Below are 22,507 nucleotides of genomic sequence, written 5' to 3' on the forward strand. Positions count from 1 at the left end.
CTCCCGGAGCGATTCGCGCCAGTACAGTAGGCGGGTGACTTCAGCCGACTCGCCCGCCCCCGACACCGATCGGCGCGCCGGATGGGCGCGCCTCGCCGTCATCGGCGCGGTCGGCGGGCTGCTCTCGGGCGCATTCGGCGTCGGCGGCGGCATCCTCATGGTGCCCCTGTTCGTGATGTTCGCCGGCATGGACCAGCGCCGCGCATCGGCCACCTCGCTCGCGGCGATCGTGCCGACCGCGATCGTCGGCTCCATCACGTACTTCGTGAACGGGGAGGTCGACGTGATCCCCGCCCTGTTCGTCGCCGCAGGCGGCATCATCGGCTCGTGGATCGGTGCGCGACTGCTGCGCCGTCTCCCCCTCGGCTGGCTGCGTTGGATGTTCATCGCCCTGCTCGTCGCCGTCGCGGTGCGCATGCTGCTCTTCGTGCCCGAGCGCGCAGCGATGCACCTCGAGCTCGACGCGCTCACGATCATCGGCATGGTGGCGCTCGGTCTCGTCATCGGCGTGGCATCCGGTCTCTTCGGCATCGGCGGCGGGCTCATCATGGTGCCCGCCTTCATGCTCTTCTTCGGCATGGGCGACCTCGTCGCCAAGGGCACCTCGCTCGCCGTGATGATCCCCACTGCGATCAGCGGCACCGTGACCAACGCCCGCGGCGGCGTGGTCGACCTGCGCGCGGGCATCATCGCCGGCATCGCGGCGACCGTGGCCTCGTTGGGCGGGGTCGCCCTCGCACACCTGATGTCGCCCGAAGTATCGACCTGGCTGTTCGCGACCCTCGTCGTGATCGCCGCGGTGCAGCTCTCGGTGCGAGCCGTTCGGCTGCAGAAGAAGGAGAGGAGCGAACGTGTCGCTTGAAGCCGGTTGGTACGACGACGAATCGGATGCCGCGCTGCTGCGCTACTGGGACGGCACCGCCTGGACGCCGCACACCGCCCCGAGGCCCGCCGACGCCGCACCGAATCCGCTGCGCGTGGTCGCAGGAGGTGCCGGAGCGGCGCCGAGCGCGCCGTCGACGCCGCCTGCACCGCCGGCCGCGGCACCGCCGGCTCCGGCCGGTCCTCCGATTCCGGCATTCGGCACGGCGCCCGCATTCGACGACATCGACGAGTCGACGACGGCACGGCCCATGGGCTCCGCACCGCAGCAACCGTTCGCAGCGGCCGGAGCACCTCCCGCCGCGCCCGCATACCCGGTCGCTGCGGCGGCCGCGTTCCCGCCGCCGCCCGCCGCCTCGGCAGAGTTCCCGTCGTACACGCTGCCCGCGCCTCCCGGGTACGGCCTCCAGGAGCAGACGACCGCGCCGCTCCCGCCCGGGTACGTCGGCGCACCCGGCCCGCAGTTCTCGTACGAGCCGTACCGCACGGCCGGTCGCACCTTCGTCGCGACCTGGCTGTTCGCGATGCTCCTCGGCGTCTGGGGCGCCGACCGCTTCTACCTCGGCAAGTTCGGCACCGCGATCGCGAAGCTCCTGACGCTCGGCGGCCTCGGCATCTGGGTGCTCGTCGACCTGCTGCTCGTGCTCACCGGGTCGCAGCGCGATCGTGACGGGCGACCGCTCGAGGGGTACGAGGAGCACAAGCGCACCGCGTGGATCGTGACGGGCGGCGTCGTGGGCCTCTGGGTGCTCTCGGGCATCGCGTCGGGAATCGCCAGCCTGTTCGTGCGCTGACCCCGCACCCTCAGCGACCGGCGCGCAGCCGTTCCGCCTTCGCCGCCAGGTAGCGCTGCATCACGCGCTGCCCCGCACCCTCAGCGCCCGGCGCGCAGCCGTTCCGCCTTCGCGGCCAGGTAGCGCTGCTCCGGGCCGTTGAGCGTACGGCGTGCCGCCTCGGTGAACGCGAGCGACGCGGCATCCGTCGCGCCCGACAGCTCGAGCAGGTGCCCGCGCACCGCCCAGGTGCGGTGATGCTCGGCGAGCGTGCCGCCCGCCGATGATTCGGACGCCTCGAGCGCCGCGAGCCCCGCCTGCGGCCCCTCGACCATGGCGAGCGCGACGATCCGGCCGAGCGAGACCATCGGGCCGGGGCTGAGGCGCCCGAGCAGGTCGTAGAGACCGAGGATCTCGATCCAGTCGGTCTCGGCGGTGGAGGGCGCTTCGTCGTGCACGGCGGCGATCGCGGCCTGCAGTTGGTACGGGCCGATCGGGGCACGGTCGAGCACCTCCGTCACGAGCGCGACGCCTTCGTCGATCATGGCCCCGTCCCAACGGGAGCGATCCTGCTCGTCGAGCGGCACGAGGGCGCCCGCAGCGTCGGCCCGAGCCGCCCGGCGGGCGTCGGTGAGGAGCATGAGGGCGAGCAGCCCGGTCGTCTCCCCCGAGGCATCGGCGTCGACCTCGCGCAACTGCCTGGCGAGCCGGATGGCCTCGGCGGAGAGGTCGACCCGGGCGAGCTCGTCGCCCGAGCTCGCCGTGTGGCCCTCGGTGAAGATGAGGTACAGCACCTGGCGCAGCGCCGCGAGCCTCGCCTCGAGTTCGGGCGGGCGCGGCATCCGGAAGCCCTCTCCACTCGCACGGATGCGCGCCTTCGCGCGTGAGATTCGCTGCGCCACGGTCGGGTCGGGCAGGAGGAGCGCGCGGCTGATCTCGGCGGTCGTGAGCCCGCCGACGGCGCGGAGCGTGAGGGCCAGCTGCGCCGGCCGGCCGAGTGCCGGGTGGCAGCAGAGCAGGAACAGGGTGAGCGTGTCGTCGACGGCGGTCACGTGAGCGGGCTCGGGTTCGAGCTCGATCGCGCGGGACTCGCGGCGTCGGCGCGCGGCATCCGATCGCACCTCGTCGATGTGTCGCCGTGACGCGACGCGCACGAGCCAGGCGCGCGGGCTGTCGGGCACCCCGCTCGACGGCCACTGCTCGGCCGCGGAGATGAGGGCCTCCTGCATCGCGTCCTCGCACGCGGCGAAGTCGCCGTGCCGCCGCACGAGCACTGCGAGCGCCGACGGTGCGGCGGCTCGCAGCGCCCGAACGGCGTCGGCCTCGTCAGCCATCGGGGATCAGGCGTCGGCGCCCGATGCCATCTCGAGCACCGGGCGCACCTCGACGAGGCCGAACTGCGCCTCGGGGAACCGTCCGGCGATCTCGACCGCCCGAGCTTCGCTCTCGCAGTCGACGAGGTAGAAGCCGGCGAGCAGCTCTTTCGTCTCGGCGAACGGCCCATCGCTCGCGACGGTGCCGTCGTCACCGTTCGTGACGCGCTTGGCGAGCGAGATGTCGGCGAGCGCCTCTGCCGCGATGTACTCGCCACTCGAGGCGAGCTCGGTGCTGATGGCCTCGTAGAACTCGTAGCCCTCGGCCTGCTCTTCGGGAGTGAAGGCGCTCCACACGGCGCGCGACTCGGGGTTGCTGTAGATCTGGATCAGGTACTTCATCGGAATCGCTCCTTCGATCTGGGGAGGCAGAACCGCGCTCCCACCAGTATGTCGAGGCTGTGCTCGGGATTTCGACAGCAGGATCGCTCCGTCCGGTAGGGCTTGACAGCGCGCGCCCCGCTGAGGAGAGTTCGAGCGTCTGCATCGTGCTCAGGGGTCGTGCTCGGGAGGAGGGCTGCGATGGCCGCGGTATCGACCTTCGGCATCGAGGAGGAGTTCGTCTTCCTCGACCCGGCGACCCTTCGACCGACGGATGTCGCGGGGGGCGCGTTCGAGCGCCTCATCGCGCGGCCGGGATTGGAGCGCATCACGCATCGCGAGTTCCTCGCCTCCCAGGTCGAACACGCCTCGACGGTGTTCACCTCGGCGGACGCGGCGCTCGACTCCCTCGTGAGCTTCCGCCGCGAGCTCGCCCACGAGGCGGAACGGCTCGGGGTCGTCATCGCGAGCATCGGCGCACCTCCCGATGCGCATGGCTTCCCGACGGTCACCGACCTGCCTCGATACCTCCGCATCCTCGACGACATGGGCGGCGTCATCGCCGACCACCAGATCCAGGGACTCCACGTGCACGTGGGGGTCGCCGACCACGACGACGGGGTTCGCGCGCTCAACGTCACGCGAACCTGGCTTCCGCTCTTCTCTGCCCTGACCGGCAACTCACCGATCTGGCGCGGCCACGACACGGGATTCGAGAGCTGGCGCAACGTCTCGCAGCGACGGTGGACCACGACGGGCTGCCCGCCGGTGTTCCGCGACGGCGCCGACTACGACCGCCGCCTGAAACGACTGATCGGAGTCGGCGGCATGAAGGACCAGGCGATCATCATGTGGAACGCCCGGCTCTCGTCGCACGTGCCGACGGTCGAGGTGCGCGTCGCCGATGCCCAACTCGAGGCCTGGTCCTCCGTGCTGCTCGCCGCACTCTTCCGCGCACTCGTCGCGTGCGTCGTGGACGAGTCGTTGGATCGAGAGGCGTCGGTGCAGCCGAGCGCCGAGTCCGCTCCCGGCCCTGAGCTGTTGAACGCGTCCCTCATGCATTCGGCGCACTCGGGACTGAGCGGTGGCGTGCTCGACCCCGTGCTCGCAGAGCTCCGGCCCGCCGGGGAGACGTTGGAGCGCTGCCTCAGCGTGCTGCAGCCTGCGCTCGAGGCCGCAGGCGACCTCGAACTCGCGCGCGAGGGCGTGGCCCGGCTGCTCGTCGACGGCACCGGCGCTGCTCGGCAACGCACGGCGTTCGCCGCACGCGGCATGCCGGGCCTGCGCGAGCTGTACGGGTCGACGTTCGCGGCGTCTGCCTCGCGTCGCCCTCACACGCCGGCGGCAGCGGACTCCTGATCGTCGCCGGTCCCGTTCCGCTTGCCGCGCTTGCCCGCGAGCCGGTGCGACTCGGTGACCTCGTGGGTGCGGCGCAGGGGTACGGCGACGTCGCCGTGCCTGCGCTGCGCGACGCGCACGAAGAGGAAGTCGACGAGCGCGAGCTGGGCGATGCGACTCGACATCGCGCCCATGCGGTAGCTCGACTCGCGGGCCCGCGTGAGCAGCACGAAGTCGGCGAACTCGACGATCGGCGACTCAGGGGAGTTCGTGATCGCCACCGTCGTCGCGCCCGAATCGCGCGCCGCGGCGAGCGCGTTGATCGTCTCGGTCGTGAGGCCCGAGTGCGAGATGCCGATCGCGACGTCCTTCGGCTTCCGCAGCGCGGCCGAGACGAGCGCGAGGTGGATGTCGACCGAGCAGAACGCCGAGATGCCGATGCGCGCGAGCTTCTGCTGCAGGTCCTGCGCGGTGAGCCCGCTCGCGCCGAATCCGTAGAGGTCGACGTGCCCCGCAGCATCGATCGCGTCGACCACGGCGTCGAGCGCCGTCGTGTCGAGCCCCGCGACCGTCTGCTCGATGGCGAGCACCTCGTGGTACGCGATCTTCGCGAGCACGTCGTCGGCCGAGTCATCCGGGCTGATGTCGGAGTCGGCGAGTCCGAAGCGGTCGCGCTCGGCGGCCTCGCGACTCACCGCCCTCGCAACCTCCATGCGGAACTCGCGGTACCCGCTGTAGCCCACCGTCTGGCAGAACCGCGCGACGGTCGAGAGCGAGGTGCCGCAGACGCTTGCGAGGTCGGTGATCGTCAGGTCGACGACGAGCGTCGGGTCGGCGATGATCACGTCGGCCACCCGCGCTTCCGACGAGCTCAGGCGCGGCAGCGCATCTCGTACGGCGGTGAGCACGTTCGCCGACATCACAGGGGCCTCTGTTCCGGGGTTCGGGCGCCGGTGGATGCAGCGCCGCTGCCCGGGACGGTGCCGACCAGCACTCCATCCTCGGGGGCGAGGGCGGCGAATGCGAAGCGACGCGCCACCCCAGTCCGGGTCACAGCGACGGAGGCCCCTCGAGCGCGGCCGAGGGCGACCGGGCGCAGCGCGATCACGCCGAGATCCCCGTCTCGAGCAGCTCGCGCACCGCGGTCGCGGTCAGCCGGCTCGCGGCTCGCACATGGAGCGTCGGCAGCGGCAGTGCAGCTCCCGGTGCAACGGGGACGCCGACGTTCACGACGACGGCATCGGGCCGCATGCGTGCCACGTTCTCCACTCGTCGCCGTTGCGCGCTGTCGGTGCCGATCGAGTCGACGAGCACGACGAGCGGCCCCGCCCCTGGCACCGCGGCATCGCCGCGGAGCACGTCGCCGCCGTCGGCGATCGTCGCCTCGACGTAGTCCCGGTCGCTGGCGACGGCGAGTGTCGAGCGGCCGCGCACATCGAGCACGGTGCGTGGGCCCGGTGCGGGCGCGATCACGCCGTCGACGGTGATCGCAGCGCGGGCGACGTCGGCACCGTCGAAGGGCGACGACTCGCCGTGTTCACGTGCCGCGAGGGCGGCCGCGAGCCGCTGCACGCGGGCGACCGCGCGTTCGAGCACGTCGACCGGCAGGGTGCCGTCGTCGAGCGCCGCGAGGATCGCGTGCTGCACCTCGCGGAACTCGCGCACGTCCTGGTCGATCGCGGCCTCGGCGCCGAGGTTCGTGGGGTTCGAGATGCAGAGCAGGTCGGCGCCCGCGATCAGCGCCTGCACGGCGCCCGCTCCCGCGCCGACGGACTCGCGCACCGCCGCCATGTCGAGCGCGTCGGTGATGATGACGCCGTCGAAGCCCATCGCCCGCAGGCGGCCGAGGGCGATCGGGTTGAGCGTCGCCGGCTGCTCGCCCCACTCGGGCACGATGATGTGCGCCGTCATGACCGCCTCGACGCCCGCGTCGACCGCCGCCTGGAACGGCGGCAGGTGCACGCGCTCGAGTTCGTCGAGCCCGATGGTGAGCTCCGGCATCGAGTGATGCGAGTCGAGATGGGTGTCGCCGTGGCCCGGGAAGTGCTTGACGCACGCCGCTGCACCCGACGAGCGGATGCCCCGGAGCGCCGCGACCGCGTGCCGGGCGACGAGCCCGGGCGTCTCGCCGAACGAGCGCACCCCGATCACCGGGTTGCGGGGGTCGGTGTTGACGTCGGCGACGGGCCCGAGCACGACGTTGGCGCCGACCGAGAGCGAGATCCGGGCGAGTTCACGGCCCACGGCCTCGGTCAGTGCGAGGTCGTCGACGACCCCGAGCTGCGCGGCGCCCGGCAGCGTCGAGCCGGCCGCGGCTTCGACGCGGGTCACGTTGCCGCCCTCCTCGTCGATTCCCACCACGAGCGGAGGGCGGTGCCTCCGGAGCTCGACGGCCAGCGACATCCGCTCGCCCTCGTCGCCGAGGTTGTGGGCGAACAGCACGACACCGGCGAGGCCCGCGTCGAGTTCGTCGCGAAGCCACTCGGGCACGCTCCGCCCGAGGAATCCCGGCCAGAGCACGCCGTTCACGAGCGCGCGCAGCGCCCGGTCGTCGATGGCGCCCACGATCAGCCCTTGACCGCGCCGGCCACGAGGCCCGACGAGAGTCGACGCTGCACGATGACGAAGAAGATCATGACCGGCAGGGTGATGAGCGTCGAGGCCGCCATGATGTAGCCCCACTCGTTGGAGTGCAGGCCGAAGAACGACTTCAGGCCGATCGCGACGGTGTAGTTCTCCGTTGCTCCGCCGAGCAGGGTCATCGCGAAGATGAACTCGTTCCACGCGGTGATGAACGAGAAGACGCTCGTCGCCACGAGCCCGGGCATCACGAGCGGCAGCATGACCGAGCGGAACATGCGCCACCAGCTCGCACCGTCGATGTAGGCGGCCTCCTCGAGCTCGACCGGCACGGCGGCGACGAAGCCGCGCAGCATCCAGATGCCGAACGGCAGCGAGAGCGCGACGTAGACGACCATGAGGCCGAGGAGCGTGTTCAGCAGGCCGAGGTCGCGCACCTGCACGAACAGCGGGATCACGAGCGCCTCGAGCGGCACCATCTGCACGACGAGGATCATGAGCAGCATCGCCGTGCGGAACTTGAACTTGAACCGCGCGACCGCGACCGACGCGAGCAGGGCGACGACCGCGCTCGCGAGCACGGTCACGATCGCGACGATCGCGGAGTTCCGCAGGAAGACGTCGAAGCCGCCCTCGTTCAGCACGTAGGTGAAGTTGTCCCAGGTGAACTCCTTCGGCACGAGCGACTGGCCGCCGCTCGAGGCCTGCGCGTCGAACGCGCTCGAGACCATCCAGTAGACCGGGAAGAGGGTGAAGAGCAGCAGCGCGACGACGGCGACGATCTTGCCGAGGTTGCGCGCGGGGGAACGCCTTCTCACAGCTGTTCCTCCTTGAAGAGCGTGCGGATGTAGACCACGGTGATGGCGAGCAGCGCGAGCGTCAGCAGCACCGCGAGCGCCGAGCCGAAGCCGTAGCGGTTCTGGCCGAACGACTCGACGTACGACCACACGCCGAGGTTCAGCACCGAGCGATTGGAGCCGGCGCCTCCCGGCATCAGGTAGACCTGCGCGAAGACCTTGAAGTCCCAGATCGTCGACAGGATGATGACGACCGAGAAGACGGGCTTCAGCGTCGGGAAGATGATCTTCCAGAAGCGGCGCCATGCGCCGGCGCCGTCCATCTCGGCGGCCTCGAGCATCTCCTTGGGCACGCCGAGGAGGCCCGCGAGGATCGTGATGGCCACGAACGGGAATCCGTGGTGGATGACGTTCAGGAGCACGATGCCGTAGAAGGTCCACTGGTTCGTGAACCAGTTGTACGGCTCGTCCATGAGTCCCATGGCCATGAGCGTCGAGTTGACGATGCCGCGGTCGGCGTCGAAGATCCAGACCCAGACGTAGGTGCCGGTGACCGCGGGCATCGCCCAGGCGATCATGATGGCGCTCGCGACGACCGTGCGCCACAGCGTGCCGAGCGAGGCGAGCAGCAGGGCGACGAGCGTGCCGACGATGACCGTGCCGCCGACGGCCGCGACGGCGAAGCCGAGCGTGTTGGGCAGCACGACCGACCAGAGCGTCGGATTGGTGAACGCCTCGACGTAGTTGTCGAGGCCGATGAAGTTCGGCTTCCCGCTGACGATCTCGCGCAGACCGTAGTCCTGCAGCGAGAAGAGCACGACGCGGATGAGCGGCCACAGCATGAGGCCGCCGAGGATGATGAGCGCAGGTGCCAGCAGCACCCACGGTCGGGCTTTCGCCCAGGTCAGGAGACGGCGGCCACGGGGGCCGCGGCCACCCGGGCCGCCGGCCACGGGCGCGGACGCCGGAGCGCCCTCACCCGTGACCGGCAGCGTTGGTGCGAGATTCGACAAAGCGGATGCCTCAGTCGCCTCAGTTGCCGTTCATGATGGTGTCCATCTCGGCAGCGGCGTCCTTGGTCGCCTGCTCCACGGTCTTCTGACCGCTGAGGATGGCCTGCATCATGGTGTTCGTCGTCTGCTTGGCCTGCACCGCGCCGAAGGTCGGCGTGACGGGCACGGATGCGCCGCCCTCGACCATCTGCTGCGCGAAGGGCTGCACGAGCGGGTCGGTCGACGCGAGCGCGTCGTCCATGAGGGACTCGAGGCCCGGGAAGTAGCCGGTCGAGTCGGCCCACTCGGCTGCGAACTCACCGGTCGTCATGAGCTTCACGAAGGCGAACGCGAGGTCCTGGTTCTTCGAGGTGTTGAAGACCGAGAGGTGCGAACCGCCGAGGACCGACGGCGAGATGCCCTCCTCCTGGCCGGGGATGACCGCAGCGGCGATCTTGCCCTCGAGGTCGGGAGCCTTCTCGATGAGCGCCTTCGGGGTCCACGAGCCCGAGAGCATCATGGCGACGTTGCCCTGCGTGAACGCGTCACGCACGTCGGTCTCCTTCCACGTCGTCGCGCCGGCCGACGAGAAGCCGTGCTTCAGCGCGAGGTCGGTGTAGAACTGGATGCCCTCCTGCGACTCCTTGCTCGCGAGGCCCGAGGTCCACTCGTCGCCCTTGAGCGTCGAGACCTCGCCGCCCGCGCCCCAGACCCACGGGTAGACGCCGAACTCGGCGTTGCCGGGCACGGCGAAGGCGAGCATCTCGGGGTGCGCGGCCTTGATGGCCTCGCCGGCTGCGACGATGTCGTCCCAGCTCGTCGGTGCCTCGAGGCCGAGCTCCTCGAAGACGTCGGCGCGGTAGACGATCGAGCGCACGCCGGCGTACCAGGGCATGCCGTAGAGGTCGCCGTCGTAGGTGCCGGCGACCTCGAGGCCGTCGACGAGGTCCTTCTCGAGGCCCTTCTCGGCGGCGACGTAGTCGGTGAGCGGCGCGAGTGCGCCGGCGTCGGCGAACTCGGCGGTCCAGGTGGTGCCGGTCTCGGCGACGTCGGGCGTCGTGCCGCCTGCGATCGACGTGACGAAGCGGTCGTGGGCGTCGGCCCACTGCACGTACTCGACGTCGAGGGTCGCACCGGTCTCCTCGGTGAACGCCTCGCCGACCTTCTCGAAGAAGGGCTCGGAGTCGGGGTTGGTGCCCTCCATGATCCAGACGGTGAGGGTCTCGCCCTTCGCGTCGATGGGGCCGTTGTCTGCAGCGGGCGTCTCGCCGCTCGAGCAGGCTGCCAGGGCGAGCGCGGCGGTGAGGCCGAGCGCTGCGACCGGGAGGAAGCGCTTGTTCATAAGGGGGTCTCCTCGTTGAAACTGTCAGTGGCACGCGTGTGCCCAGCTGTGAATCTGAAACGGATGTGCATCTGAACCAGAACGGACTCTGGAAGTAGTATTCGGGAATGGCGGTCAGTTTGCAAGAAACTTCCGAATCGACGGAATGGGTGCTCGGCATCGACGTCGGCGGCACGGGAAGCCGGGCCGCCCTCGAGCCTGCAGCGACGACGACGGACGAGGCCGACGGCGGGCCCCGCCGTGCGCTCGACGGCCCACCGGTGTCGATCACGCCGAGCGGCAGCACCGCACTCGGCGTCGTCGGTTCATTGATCGAGCGCGCCCGGTCCGAGTGGCCCGCGTCGCAGATCAGCGCGGTCGGCATCGGCGCCACCGGGCTCGCCTCGCTCGTCTCCTCGCCCGCCGCATCGCTCGCCGCCCTGCGCGAGGCGGCCGGCGGCGCACCGGTCGCGCTCGCGATCGATGCGGTGACCGCGCACCTCGGCGCGCTCGGCGGCCGGCCGGGCGCGGTCATCGCAGTGGGCACCGGTTCGATCGCGATCGGCACCGACCTGCGAGACGTCTGGCGCAGGGTGGGCGGATGGGGTCACCTCTACGACGACCGAGGCTCGGGCGCGTGGATCGGGATCGAGGGCCTGAAGGCCGCGATCCAGACCCACGACGGCGTGACGACGGATGCCGCGGCGCTCCTCTCCGCGGCCGAGTCGCGCTTCGGCCCGGCGCCGGACTGGCCCGCACAGCTGTACACGCGCCACGATCGCGGCTCGGTGCTCGCGGGTTTCGCAGCGGATGTCGCGGGCCTCGCGTCCGTGGGCGATGACGTCTCGACGCGCATCATGGCCGAGGCGGGCGCCCTCGTCGCAGCGACGCTCGCCACGGCGCTCGACCCCGCGCTGCCCGGTCCGAAGCTCGCCGCCGGCACGGGTGGCGTCTTCGCCGCGGGCGGCGCCTTCACGAGCGCATTCGAGCGCGAGTTCGCGCGACTCGCGCCCGACGCATCGCTCGTGCCCGCAGCGGGCGGCCCGCTGGACGGGGCGGTGCACCTGGCTCGGCTCGCCGCGAGCGGCGAGGTGCCTGCGGGGCATCCGCCGTTCCTCTGGCGCTGACGAGTACTCGCTACACCCGTCGCTGACGGATCAGCGGGCGCTGTCGGTGGGAGCGTCTCCAGTGGGAGGGTCGTCGCCGGCCGGGCGCTGATCCGTCGGCGCAGCTGTTCCCTCACTCGAGGGCTTCTTGCCGGCCCCGAACGCGAGGGCGAAGGCGAGACCGATGGCGACGCCGATGCCGATGCCGACCGCGAGGTTGTCGAGCGAGACGCCGAGCGAGACCCCGATGCCGGTGCCGAGCGCGAGTCCGATGCCCCAGCCCTCGACGGACCGAGGCGGCGGCTTCGCCCCCTGCGGGGAGTCGGGCGTCTCGGTCATGGGTACAGCTCACTCCATCGCACGCATCGCCGCATCCGTCGCGCGAGGGAGATCGCGAGGCGTCAGCAGCCCGGACCTGAGGGGTTCGCGTTGCAGTCGCCGTTGGTGAGCACGGTGTCGAAGTCGCCGACGAGCACGCGCTGCGGGTCTCCGGCAACCGCGAGCGTGCCGGCGATCGAACGCCAGCCGGAGCCGGCGAATCGGTACTCGGCCCGGAGCACTGCCTCGAGCGCGACGGTGTACTCGCCCGAATCGGCGAAGACGCGGCTCGTGCCCGTCGCCGTGAACTCGCGCTGCCCGAGCGCCGCCCACGTCGCGCCCGGCTCGCCGCTCTCGACGACGACGCCGTCGCTGTGCTGCCAGCGGTACCCGACCGGGGTGAACCGCACGTCGGCGGGTTGGCCGAGCAGCGTGCCCGACACCACCTGCACGGATGCCGCGGCCACGAAGTTGGCCGGAAGGTCCTCGACCGCCCAGCCGCCGGGCTCCATGCCGTTGCCCGGCTTCGCGGGGATGAATGAGGCGATGTCGCGGAGTGTGACGACCACGGCCGGGGCGGGTGCGGCGGGGTCCTCGGGAACCGTTGGCGGCGTCGCGCACAGCGCCGAGTTCAGCGGGCTGCAGTTCTCGGGCATCGTCGGTTCCGACTCAGCGATTGGTTCCGCTTCTTCATCCTGCGGCTCGACCAACTCCGATTGCTCCGGTTGACCTTCAACGTGAGGCAGTGAAGGGCCATCATTCGCTCCTTCTGCCCAGATATCGACGTGAGAATCCTCGATGGATCCGTCCGAATCGACGACGCAGCCACCAGCCTGAATCTGCGTTAGCGTGCATGCCGCGGCAGGCAACGGTGCTGCGACAATCGCACAAGCAATCGCAGCTCCGACTAGGCCACTCAGCAGAAGTCGTTGCCGGTCCACAGATCACTCTTTGTCAGCTTCAGCTCATTCGCACTTGTGCCTTCGAAAACGAGCACCAGCGGGACCTCACTATCGCGCCCAGCAGGTGTGACGTCATTTCCGTTGGAATCGATGATCCGTGTCGTGCCCACCCGCACGCATCCGTAGATGGTGACTTCGGTCTTCCTCCCGTAATTGGACAACTCAACGAGTGATGTGGTGTCGATCGAGTTCTGCCCGAGCACTCTGTAGCCGTGACTAGCGAGGTCCTCGTAGTCTGCGATCGCCTCCGTTGAGTACCCTTCGGACACAACACTGAGCACACGCTCGGGATCGCTGCCGCCGTCTTGACCGATTTCTGCGGCGACCGCGATGTATGCCTCATACGCCTCAACAGCCGCCGCCAGCGCCTCCTCATCCGAGGCGAAGATCGGGTCCGCGGCATCCGCAGAGGGGCTCGGCGATGGCGCTGGAACAGCGCCGGCGCACCCGCTCAACAACAGCGCGATGGCACCGGCCGCGGCGAGCGCGGCACAAGCGCTCGGGCTCGGCCACCGCGTCGATCGGGAGAGGGACATGGCGATCACCCTAGGCGAGCTGCCGTCGGCCGACCACGGTTATCCACAGCTGCTCACGCCCGCGCGAGAATCCCCGCCACGTCGGCCCCGCGCGGCAGCACCCCGTACTGCCGGCCGCCCTCGTCGCCGAGGCGCGTGCGCACGAACGCATCGGCGACTGCGCCGGGCGACGTCCGCAGCATGAGCGAACCCTGCAGCACGAGGGCCAGCCGCTCGGTCAGCTCCCGCGCGAGGAACGCGGCGCCCGCGGCATCCGTCACCGACAGCTCGCGCACGAGCGACCGGGCCGCTTCGAGCGCGGAGTCGAAGACAGCCGATTCCCCCGTCGCCGCCCCGACCTCGTCGAAGAACGCCTCGAACGCCTCGGGTTCGCGCACGAGCACGCGCAGCACGTCGAGTGCGATGACGTTGCCCGATCCCTCCCAGATCGCGAGCAACGGCTGCTCCCGATAGCGGCGCGCGAGCGGGAACGCCTCGGTGTAGCCGTTGCCGCCGAGGCACTCGAGCGCCTCGGCGGCGTGCCCGGCACCGCGCTTGCACACCCAGTACTTCGAGACCGCCGTCGCCAGGCGGCGGAACGCCTGCTCCGCGTCATCGGCATCAGTGTCGTACGACCGCGCGAGCCGCATCGCCGTGAGCGTCGCCGCCTCCGACTCCAGTGCCAGGTCGGCGACCACCGCGGCCATCGCCGGCTGGTCGACGAGCAGCGCACCGAACGCGCGGCGATGCCGCACATGCCACGCTGCCTCGGCGACCGCCTGCCGCATGCCCGCCGCCGATCCGATCACGCAGTCGAGACGGGTGCGCGTGACCATCTGCACGATCGTCGCGACGCCCCGCCCCTCTTCGCCGATGAGCCAGCCCGTCGTGCCGTCGAGCTCGATCTCGCTCGATGCGTTCGACCGGTTGCCGAGCTTGTCCTTCAATCGTTGGATGCGGAACACGTTCCGCGAGCCGTCGGGCAGCACCCTCGGCACGAAGAAGCAGCTGAGTCCGTGCTGCGCCTGCGCGAGCACGAGGAACGCGTCGCTCATCGGCGCGCTGCAGAACCACTTGTGGCCCGTCAGCCCGTACTCGGCGCCCCATGACCCCGCGCCGCCGCTCGAGCCCGAGCCGCCGCGCCGCTCGGCCCGCGTCGTGTTCGCCCGCACGTCGGATCCGCCCTGCTTCTCGGTCATCGCCATGCCCACGAGCGCCGACGCCTTGGCCCCGCCACCACCGTCGAGCGCCGGGTCGTACGACCGGCTCAGCAGCCGCGGCATCCATTCGTCTCGCAGACCGGATGCCGCGAGCTCGAGCGTCGGCACCGCAGCGTGCGTCATCGAAACCGGGCAGGCGTGGCCGGGCTCGACCTGCGCGAAGAGCAGGAACGCCGCCGCCCGATCGACGTTCGCACCGGGTCCGGGCGCTGCAGCCGCACTCGTGTGCGCGCCGGCGGCGACGGCCGCCCCGATCACGCGGTGGTAGGCGTCGTCGTACTCGACCTCGTCGAGGCGACGGCCCCAGCGATCGAACGTGTGCAGCACCGGCGGGTGCGTGTTCGCGCGCTCGGCGTCGCGCTGGAAGGCCGAGGAACCCACGAGCGCGCCGACGTCGGCGAGCGAGGGCCGAGCGGATGCCTCGCCGCCGCTCCCCCACCGCGCGACCGCCTCGACGAGCGGCGTGTTCGCCGTGTACTCGTCGACGCCCTCTCGCGCGGGCACCTGGTTCTCGACCTCGTGCGTGCTGATCATCTTCGACCTCCGCGCCCATTCTCGCGCTTCCGCAATGTGCTGATGGCCCACGATTTCGCTCTGGGTGAACGCGGCCCCCGGATGCCCCCCTCGCGCTTGCGTCACCCCGCCCAGCGTGTGAGGCTGTAACGCTGCAATGTCGTACGGGGGTGCGATGCTGCAGGTCGAGCGAGGGGTTGGCTGCCCTGGCCGGTGCTGTGCGCGCACGAACGCGCCTCGGCAGGCGGTGTCCGCTCGATTCCCTGACTCCTCGCAATGGAGACGTCATGCTCGGAAAAATCCTTGTCCGTTACCTGAAACCCTACAAGTGGCTCCTGCTCGGTGTGCTGATCTTCCAGTTCATCTCCGCACTCGCCACGTTCTATCTGCCGCGCCTCAACGCCGACATCATCGATAACGGCGTCAGCAAGGGCGACACCGCCTACATCTGGTCGACCGGTTCGTTGATGCTCCTGATCTCCCTCGGGCAGATCACGGCGTCGATCATCGCCACGTACTTCGCAGCGCGCGCCGCGATGAGCGCGGGTCGCGACATCCGCGACCACGTGTTCGATCGCGTCTCGGGCTTCTCCGAGCGCGAGGTGTCGAGGTTCGGCCCCGGCTCGCTCATCACCCGCAACACGAACGACGTGCAGCAGGTGCAGATGCTCGCGATGATGGGTGCGACGATGCTCGTCACCGCTCCGATCCTCGCGATCGGCGGCGTCATCTTCGCCCTGCAGCAAGACGTCGGCCTCAGCTGGATCATCGCGGTCGCGGTGCCCACCCTGCTGATCATCGCGATCATCGTCATCAGTCGCATGGTGCCGCTGTTCCGCAGCTACCAGCACAAGCTCGACAACGTGAACCGCATCATGCGCGAGCAGCTCACCGGCGTTCGCGTCGTGCGCGCGTTCGTGCGCGAACCCATCGAAGAGGAGCGCTTCCGCGGCGCGAACACCGACATCATGGTCGTCGGCCGCAAGGTCGGTTCGCTCTTCGTGCTGCTCTTCCCGCTGTTCATGCTCGTGCTCAACGTCACGGTCGTCGGTGTCGTGTGGTTCGGCGCGTTCGCCGTCGATGCCGGCGAGGTGCAGATCGGCACGCTGTTCGCCTTCATGCAGTACGTGATGCTCATCCTCACGGGTGTGCTCATGGCGAGCTTCATGACGATCATGATCCCGCGCGCCGCGGTCTCGGCCGAGCGCATCGGCGAGGTGCTCGACTCGACCTCGACGCTGGCTCGTCCCGAGAACCCGGTGACGGTCTTCCCGACGCCGGGTTCGGTCGAGTTCACCGACGCCGCGTTCACCTACCCCGGTGCCGAACACCCGGTGCTCTCGGGCATCACGTTCGGAGCCGCTCCCGGTGAGACGGTCGCGATCGTCGGATCGACGGGTGCCGGCAAGACGACCCTCGTCTCGCTCATCCCGCGGCTCTTCGACGCCACGGGCGGCAGCGTGAAGGTCGGCGGCGTCGACGTGCGAGAAGCCGACCTCGACCACCTCTGGTCGTCGATCGGCCTCGTGCCGCAGCGTCCGTTCCTCTTCACCGGAACGATCGCCTCGAATCTTCGCTACGGGCGTGAGGACGCCACCGACGAAGACCTGTGGCACGCGCTCGAGATCGCCCAGGGCCGCGACTTCGTCGAGGAGATGGACGGGCAGCTGAACGCGAAGATCTCCCAGGGCGGCACGAACGTCTCGGGTGGTCAGCGGCAGCGACTCGCGATCGCCCGCGCGATCGTGCACCGCCCCGACATCCTCGTGTTCGACGACTCGTTCTCGGCGCTCGACCTCACGACCGACGCCAGGCTCAGGCAGGCGCTCTGGCGCGAACTGCCCGAGGTGACGAAGATCGTCGTCGCCCAGCGCATCTCGACCATCACCGATGCCGACCGCATCGTGGTGCTCGACGACGGCGGCATGGTCGGACTCGGTACGCACGAACAACTGCTCGAGACCTCGCAGACCTACCGCGAGATCGTCGAATCCCAGCTCGGAGTGGAGGCCGCCCGATGACCGCACAGACCCCACTCTCCGCTGAGGAGCAGATCGAGATCGAGCTCGGCGAGCAGGCACGCCTGAACGCCGACGACTGGAGCGGCGCCGTCGCACCGGGCAAGGCGAAGAACTTCGGGCAGAGCTTCGGCCGCCTCATCGGGCTGCTGAAGCCGCACGCCTTCGCGTTCACCCTGGTGTCCATCCTCGGCGCCATCGGCGTCGTGCTCACGGTGTGGGCACCGAAGGTGCTCGGCGAGGCGACGAACATCATCTTCGCCGGCGTCATCGGCCAGCAGCTGCCCGCGGGCAGCACGACCGAGCAGGCCGTCGACGCGCTCAGGGCGGCGGGCCAGGACGACCTGGCGAACGTCGTCGCGACGGCGGGCGTCGTGCCCGGCGAGGGGGTCGACTTCGTTCGCCTGAGCCAGGTCATCATCCTCGTGCTCGCGCTGTACATGGTGGCATCCGTGCTCACCTGGCTGCAGGGCTACGTGATCAACGTCATCATGGTGAAGACCATGTGGCGCCTGCGCGAGTCGGTCGAGGCGAAGATCAACCGCCTGCCGCTGAGCTACTTCGACAAGGTGCAGCGCGGTGAGCTGATCTCGCGAGTCACCAACGACATCGACAACATCACGCAGGCGATGCAGCAATCCCTGTCGACCGTGGTCACCTCGGTGCTCACCGTCGTCGGCGTGCTCATCATGATGTTCACGATCTCGTGGCAGCTCGCACTCGTGGCGCTCGTGTCGCTGCCGCTCATGGCAGTCATCTTCGGCATCATCGGTCCGAAGTCGCAGAAGGCGTTCGGCATCCAGTGGCGCAAGGTCGGCCGGCTGAACGCCCGCGTCGAGGAGTCCTTCTCGGGCCACGCGCTCGTCAAGGTCTTCGGCCGCGAAGAGGACTCGCGTGCGAAGTTCAAGGCCGAGAACCAGGAGCTCTACGAGGCATCCTTCAAGGCGCAGTTCCTGTCGGGCATCATCATGCCGGGCATGATGTTCATCGGAAACCTGACGTACGTCGGCATCGCGGTGCTCGGCGGGCTCATGGTCTCCACCGGACAGCTGCGTCTCGGCGACGTGCAGGCGTTCATCCAGTACTCGCAGCAGTTCACCCAGCCCCTGTCGGAGCTGGGCGGCATGGCTGCGGTGGTGCAGTCGGGCACGGCTTCGGCCGAGCGCGTCTTCGAACTGCTCGACGCCGAAGAGCAGGAACCCGACGCAGCGGATGCCCCGGCGCCCGCCGACGGCGATGGCACGATCGTGTTCGACCACGTCGCGTTCTCGTACACGCCCGAGCGCCCGCTCATCACGGATCTGTCGTTCCAGGTCGAGCCCGGGCAGACGGTCGCGATCGTCGGTCCGACCGGTGCCGGCAAGACGACGCTCGTGAACCTCATCCTGCGGTTCTACGAGCTGAACGGCGGCCGCATCCTCGTGAACGGCCAGGACATCGCGAACCTCACGCGTCACGACGTGCGTGCGCGCACGGGCATGGTGCTGCAGGATCCGTGGCTGTTCGCGGGCTCGATCCGCGACAACATCCGTTACGGTCGCCAGTCGGCGACCGATGACGAGGTGCTGGCCGCGGCGCAGGCGACCTACGTCGACCGCTTCGTGCACTCGCTTCCCGACGGGTACGACACCGTGCTCGACGAGGAGGCGTCGAACGTGTCGGCGGGTGAGAAGCAGCTCATCACGATCGCCCGTGCGTTCGTGGCGCAGCCGTCGGTGCTCATCCTCGATGAGGCGACCTCCTCGGTCGACACCCGCACCGAGCTGCTGCTGCAGCACGCGATGGCGGCGCTCCGCGAGGGGCGCACGTCGTTCGTGATCGCACACCGTCTGTCGACCATCCGCGATGCCGACCTCATCCTCGTGATGGAGCACGGCGACATCGTCGAGAAGGGCACGCACGACGAGCTCATCGCTGCGAAGGGCGCCTACTACCGCCTCTACAACTCGCAGTTCGAGCAGGCGGCGACCGACATCGACGCGGAGCTCGCTGCCGCCGAAGACGGCACGGTCGTCACCTCGGCCGACGGCGAGACCGAGAGCGCCGATGCCGAATCCGCCGCGGCAACGGCCGGCGACACCGAACCCAGTTCGGAGCCCGACACCGCGAAGATCTGACACCCGCTCCACCCGACTGCCCGTCGGATGCCTCAGCCGAGGCGTCCGGCGGGCAGTCGGCGTTCGGGGCGCAAGCCCTTGACGACCACCGACGCGACCGGAAAGATGAGGAAGGTTCAGCCCGGGCTCACCATGCCCCGCACGAACGATCGTGGACACACCGTGACCGACGCGCCATCGCGCACAAGGGGGTACGCCATGTTCCGTCAGCTCGCCGTCGCCACTGCAGCGGCACTGATCCTCACCGTAGTGAGCGCCACGCCGAGCGTGGCGAAGCCGGCGCCTCCGCCCGGCGGCGACGACCAGTTGGCCGTCTACACCGGCGAGGTGGATGCCGCGGGACTCGCGGCGATCGTCGCGCTCGGCGTCGATCGGAGCGAGATCGTGGCGACGCCGGCCCCCGAGGCCGGGACCGTCGACATCGAGGTGATCCTCTCGGGCGAGCAGGTCGCCGAGCTGGCGAAGTCCGGCGCCGACCTCGAGCAGAAGGTCTCCGTGCAACGTCGGGCACTGGCGCCCGGCGACGGCGTGTTCCGCACCTACTCTGGCCCCGGCGGTCTCCAGGAGGAGCTGGTGGCGCAGGCCGCCGAGAACCCGACGATCGCCGAACTCGTGGTGATCGGCCAGACCATCAACGGTCAGGACATCACCGCCGTGCGGGTCACGAAGAACGCCTCGAAGGTGAAGGACGGCAAGCGACCGGCGACCGTGTTCTCGGCAGCGCAGCACGCGCGGGAGTGGATCACGCCCGAGATGGTGCGACGCCTGCTCGACCACGTGCTGACCGGGTACGGCACCGACCCTCGCATCACGAAGCTCGTCAACACAACCGAGATGTGGTTCATCCCGGTCGCCAACCCCGACGGGTACGACTTCACGTTCGAAGACGGCCAGCGACTCTGGCGCAAGAACCTGCGCGACATCGACGGCAACGGCGTCATCACGCCCGGCGACGGTGTCGACCTGAACCGCAACTTCCCGACCCGATGGGGCTACGACAACGAGGGTTCCTCGCCGAACCCCGGAAGCGAGACCTATCGCGGCAGCGCGCCGGCATCCGAACCCGAGACGCAGGCGCTCGACTCGCTCTTCGCGAACATCACGCCGGAGTTCCTCGTGAACTACCACTCGGCGGCCGAGCTGCTCCTGCACGGGATCGGCTGGCAGGTCGCGACGCCGTCGCCCGACGACGTGCTCTACGAGGCGATGGTCGGTGACGACGCGACTCCGGCAGTTCCCGGCTACGACCCCGACATCTCGGCCGAGCTCTACACGACGAACGGCGACACCGACTCGCACATGCAGGAGGCGTACGGAACGCTCGGCTTCACGCCCGAGATGTCGACGTGCGAAGCGGCATCCGACTCGGTGCCCGACGACGAGTGGCTGGCGGAGGACTGCCAGAGCGGCTTCAACTTCCCCGATGACGAGGCGCTCATCCAGACCGAGTTCGAGAAGAACATCCCGTTCGCACTCGCGGTCGCGGAATCGGCGCTCGATCCGAACGACCCGATCTCGGTCGTCGACCGCGATGCCGCCGACTTCGTCGTCGACAGCTTCGACGTGTCGTACGGCGACCCGCAGCCGGTGGCCGTCGTCGCGAAGCGCGACCTGACGGCGAAGTTCATGCAGTACCGCATCAACGACGGCCGCATGCGCCTCGCGCCCGTGAAGGAATGGCAGGGCGGCGAACGGTACGGCGACGAGAACGACGACTACTACGCCGAGTACCGGGGCACCGTGAAGGGTGCGAGCCCCGGCGACACCGTCGAGGTGTGGTTCTCGGCGTTCCCGTCCATCCGCGACGTGCTGAAGGGCGAGAAGTTCAAGAAGATCGAGAGCGAGCACTTCACCTACACGCTCGCGCAGGACACCGGCAACCCGGTGCTCGTGATCGCGAACGAGGACTACACGGGCGTGAACCCGACCTACCCGCCGGGCACGACCGAGCCGAAGTACCTCGACGAGCACGTCGCCGCCATCGAGGCGAACGGCGTGACGCCCGACACCTGGGACGTCGACGCGCAAGGAGTGCCGCATCCGCTCGCCGTGCTGTCGCACTACGAGTCGGCGTTCTGGTACCTCGGTGACAACCGGCTCACGCAGGACCCGGAGGACGCGCTGACCGACACCTTCCAGTTCGGACCGCTCCCCGACCTCTCGGTCGCCGAACGGCAGCAGTACCTCACGATCGCGGTGCGCGACTGGATGAACGAGGGCGGCAGGCTCGCGGTCTCCGGCGAGACCGCCGGGTACTTCGGCCTGCTGGGCGACGCGCTCGGCGGCATCTACTACGGGCTCGACGGCGCGCCGGAGGAGGACTGCGTGGTCACGCAGGACATCTTCTCGGACTGCCTGCTGCTGGCCGACGACTTCACGCAGTACTGGCTGGGCGGGTACAACCGAACGCCGCTCGTCGCTTCGGGAGTGACCGGCACGGCCGAGCCGCTCACCGGCGTCGAGGCGCTCTTCGGCGGACCGGCGACGGTCGACAACCCGATCGACGAGGTCGGGGCGTTCACGCCCACGAGCGAGGTGCTGCCCGTGGCCGAGTTCCCGCAGTTCGAGAGCTGGGCCGCGGCCGACTACGTCGATGCCGAAGGCCGGGTCGTGCCGGTCGAGGGAGCGTGGGCGGTCGCGGCGACGCACATCGACGACGGCTACCAGCGACTGGCTCGCACGTTCGACCTCACCGGCGTGCCGGCGGCCGACGCACCGACGTTCGAGGCGCAGATGGCCTTCGAGACGGAGGTCGGCTACGACCACGTGATCGTCGAAGCGCGTCCGGTGGGCACCGAGGAGTGGACGACGCTCCCCGACCTGAACGGCGGCACCTCGACCGAGGTTCCTGCTGAATGCGAGGCCGGATTCCTCCTGGCCGAGCATGCCAACCTCGAGCACTACCTGACCGGCGGCAACCCGTGCACGCCGACGGGCTCGAGCGGTTCGTGGAACTCGTTCACCGGGTCCTCCGGCGGCTGGGTGCCCGTGGCGTTCGACCTCAGCGCCTACGCGGGCGGTCAGGTCGAGGTGGTCGTGAGCTACGTCACCGACCCGTCCTCGGGCGAGATGGGGCTCATCCTCGACGACACCAAGCTCGTCGTCGCGGGCACCGACACCCAGACCGAGGGCTTCGAGACGGGCCTCGGCGCGTGGCAGGTGCTGGAGGCACCCGAAGGAAGCCCAGGCAACAGCTCGAACTTCGAGCGCACCGAGGGGCTCGGCGCGATCATCGCGGCGACGGCGACACCCGACTCACTGCTCTTCGGCTTCGGCCTCGAGCAGCTGTCGTCGGATGCCGAGCGCGCAGCGGTGGTCGAGCGGGTGCTCGCGCACCTGCTCGGGTAGCCGTCGACCCGGC

18 protein-coding genes are annotated in these 22,507 nt (G+C 69.7%); 7 read left to right on the forward strand and 11 right to left on the reverse strand.

Translation table 11 applies throughout. The features are described 5' to 3' along the window. Positions 1-34: 34 nt before the first annotated feature. Both ACFCVM_RS07500 and ACFCVM_RS07505 read left to right on the forward strand, forming a co-directional pair. On the forward strand, positions 35-862 hold the full coding sequence (locus tag ACFCVM_RS07500; RefSeq protein ID WP_375835491.1) for a sulfite exporter TauE/SafE family protein: 828 nt from the start codon (positions 35-37) through the stop codon (positions 860-862). Next, positions 852-1,676, forward strand: coding sequence for an NINE protein (locus ACFCVM_RS07505; protein ID WP_375835493.1), 825 nt, complete (start codon positions 852-854; stop codon positions 1,674-1,676). The genes ACFCVM_RS07500 and ACFCVM_RS07505 overlap by 11 nt, the downstream gene beginning before the upstream one ends. 80 nt (positions 1,677-1,756) lie before the next feature. On the opposite strand, the gene ACFCVM_RS07510 is transcribed toward ACFCVM_RS07505, so the two are convergent. Further along, a complete protein-coding gene (locus tag ACFCVM_RS07510; protein WP_375835495.1) occupies positions 1,757-2,989 on the reverse strand; it encodes an RNA polymerase sigma factor in 1,233 nt (410 codons plus the stop codon). Between the two features lie 6 nt (positions 2,990-2,995). Next, complete coding sequence (locus ACFCVM_RS07515; protein ID WP_375835496.1) at positions 2,996-3,370, reverse strand: YciI family protein; 375 nt, start codon at positions 3,368-3,370, stop codon at positions 2,996-2,998. A gap of 180 nt (positions 3,371-3,550) precedes the next feature. Here ACFCVM_RS07515 and ACFCVM_RS07520 point away from each other — a divergent pair, with 180 nt between their 5' ends. Next, the gene (locus ACFCVM_RS07520; RefSeq protein ID WP_375835497.1) at positions 3,551-4,708 is read left to right on the forward strand and encodes a YbdK family carboxylate-amine ligase; all 1,158 of its coding nucleotides are present in this window, start codon (positions 3,551-3,553) and stop codon (positions 4,706-4,708) included. On the opposite strand, the gene ACFCVM_RS07525 is transcribed toward ACFCVM_RS07520, so the two are convergent. From ACFCVM_RS07525 to ACFCVM_RS07545, 5 genes are all read right to left on the reverse strand, one after another. Continuing rightward, on the reverse strand, positions 4,681-5,607 hold the full coding sequence (locus ACFCVM_RS07525; RefSeq protein WP_375835498.1) for a MurR/RpiR family transcriptional regulator: 927 nt from the start codon (positions 5,605-5,607) through the stop codon (positions 4,681-4,683). The two genes, ACFCVM_RS07520 and ACFCVM_RS07525, sit on opposite strands and share 28 nt — an antisense overlap. A gap of 184 nt (positions 5,608-5,791) precedes the next feature. Continuing rightward, positions 5,792-7,252 carry a glycoside hydrolase family 3 protein gene (locus tag ACFCVM_RS07530; protein ID WP_375835499.1) on the reverse strand — a complete coding sequence of 487 codons (1,461 nt, stop codon included), beginning with the start codon at positions 7,250-7,252 and terminating at the stop codon, positions 5,792-5,794. A gap of 2 nt (positions 7,253-7,254) precedes the next feature. Further along, positions 7,255-8,085, reverse strand: a complete 831-nt coding sequence (locus ACFCVM_RS07535) for a carbohydrate ABC transporter permease (protein ID WP_375835500.1) — start codon at positions 8,083-8,085, stop codon at positions 7,255-7,257. Beyond that, on the reverse strand, positions 8,082-9,077 hold the full coding sequence (locus tag ACFCVM_RS07540; RefSeq protein ID WP_375835501.1) for a carbohydrate ABC transporter permease: 996 nt from the start codon (positions 9,075-9,077) through the stop codon (positions 8,082-8,084). Before ACFCVM_RS07540 ends, ACFCVM_RS07535 begins: the two co-directional genes overlap by 4 nt. A 19-nt stretch (positions 9,078-9,096) precedes the next feature. Then, on the reverse strand, positions 9,097-10,398 hold the full coding sequence (locus tag ACFCVM_RS07545; RefSeq protein WP_375835502.1) for a sugar ABC transporter substrate-binding protein: 1,302 nt from the start codon (positions 10,396-10,398) through the stop codon (positions 9,097-9,099). A gap of 119 nt (positions 10,399-10,517) precedes the next feature. Between ACFCVM_RS07545 and ACFCVM_RS07550 the strand changes: the two genes are divergently transcribed. Next, complete coding sequence (locus ACFCVM_RS07550) at positions 10,518-11,504, forward strand: N-acetylglucosamine kinase (RefSeq protein ID WP_375835503.1); 987 nt, start codon at positions 10,518-10,520, stop codon at positions 11,502-11,504. Between the two features lie 30 nt (positions 11,505-11,534). Here the strand turns inward: ACFCVM_RS07550 and ACFCVM_RS07555 are convergent, their stop codons facing one another. From ACFCVM_RS07555 to ACFCVM_RS07570, 4 genes are all read right to left on the reverse strand, one after another. Then, positions 11,535-11,822 (reverse strand): hypothetical protein, encoded by a 288-nt coding sequence (locus tag ACFCVM_RS07555; protein ID WP_375835504.1) that lies wholly within the window; start codon positions 11,820-11,822, stop codon positions 11,535-11,537. A gap of 62 nt (positions 11,823-11,884) precedes the next feature. Beyond that, positions 11,885-12,457 (reverse strand): hypothetical protein, encoded by a 573-nt coding sequence (locus tag ACFCVM_RS07560; protein ID WP_375835505.1) that lies wholly within the window; start codon positions 12,455-12,457, stop codon positions 11,885-11,887. Between the two features lie 260 nt (positions 12,458-12,717). After that, complete coding sequence (locus tag ACFCVM_RS07565) at positions 12,718-13,299, reverse strand: hypothetical protein (protein WP_375835506.1); 582 nt, start codon at positions 13,297-13,299, stop codon at positions 12,718-12,720. Between the two features lie 53 nt (positions 13,300-13,352). After that, a complete protein-coding gene (locus ACFCVM_RS07570) occupies positions 13,353-15,032 on the reverse strand; it encodes an acyl-CoA dehydrogenase family protein (RefSeq protein ID WP_375835507.1) in 1,680 nt (559 codons plus the stop codon). Positions 15,033-15,298: 266 nt separating this feature from the next. On the opposite strand from ACFCVM_RS07570, the gene ACFCVM_RS07575 reads away from it, so the two are divergent. The 3 genes from ACFCVM_RS07575 (at position 15,299) to ACFCVM_RS07585 (ending at position 22,494) form a co-directional block, all read left to right on the forward strand. After that, entirely contained in the window at positions 15,299-17,032 is a 1,734-nt protein-coding gene (locus ACFCVM_RS07575) for an ABC transporter ATP-binding protein (protein WP_375835508.1), read from the forward strand. After that, entirely contained in the window at positions 17,029-19,146 is a 2,118-nt protein-coding gene (locus tag ACFCVM_RS07580) for an ABC transporter ATP-binding protein (protein ID WP_375835509.1), read from the forward strand. Before ACFCVM_RS07575 ends, ACFCVM_RS07580 begins: the two co-directional genes overlap by 4 nt. Positions 19,147-19,344: 198 nt before the next feature. Then, the gene (locus ACFCVM_RS07585) at positions 19,345-22,494 is read left to right on the forward strand and encodes a M14 family zinc carboxypeptidase (protein ID WP_375835510.1); all 3,150 of its coding nucleotides are present in this window, start codon (positions 19,345-19,347) and stop codon (positions 22,492-22,494) included. The last annotated feature ends 13 nt before the right edge of the window (positions 22,495-22,507 follow it).

This window comes from Agromyces sp. NPDC056389 (genome assembly GCF_042262385.1).
Classification (GTDB): Bacteria; Actinomycetota; Actinomycetes; order Actinomycetales; family Microbacteriaceae; genus Agromyces.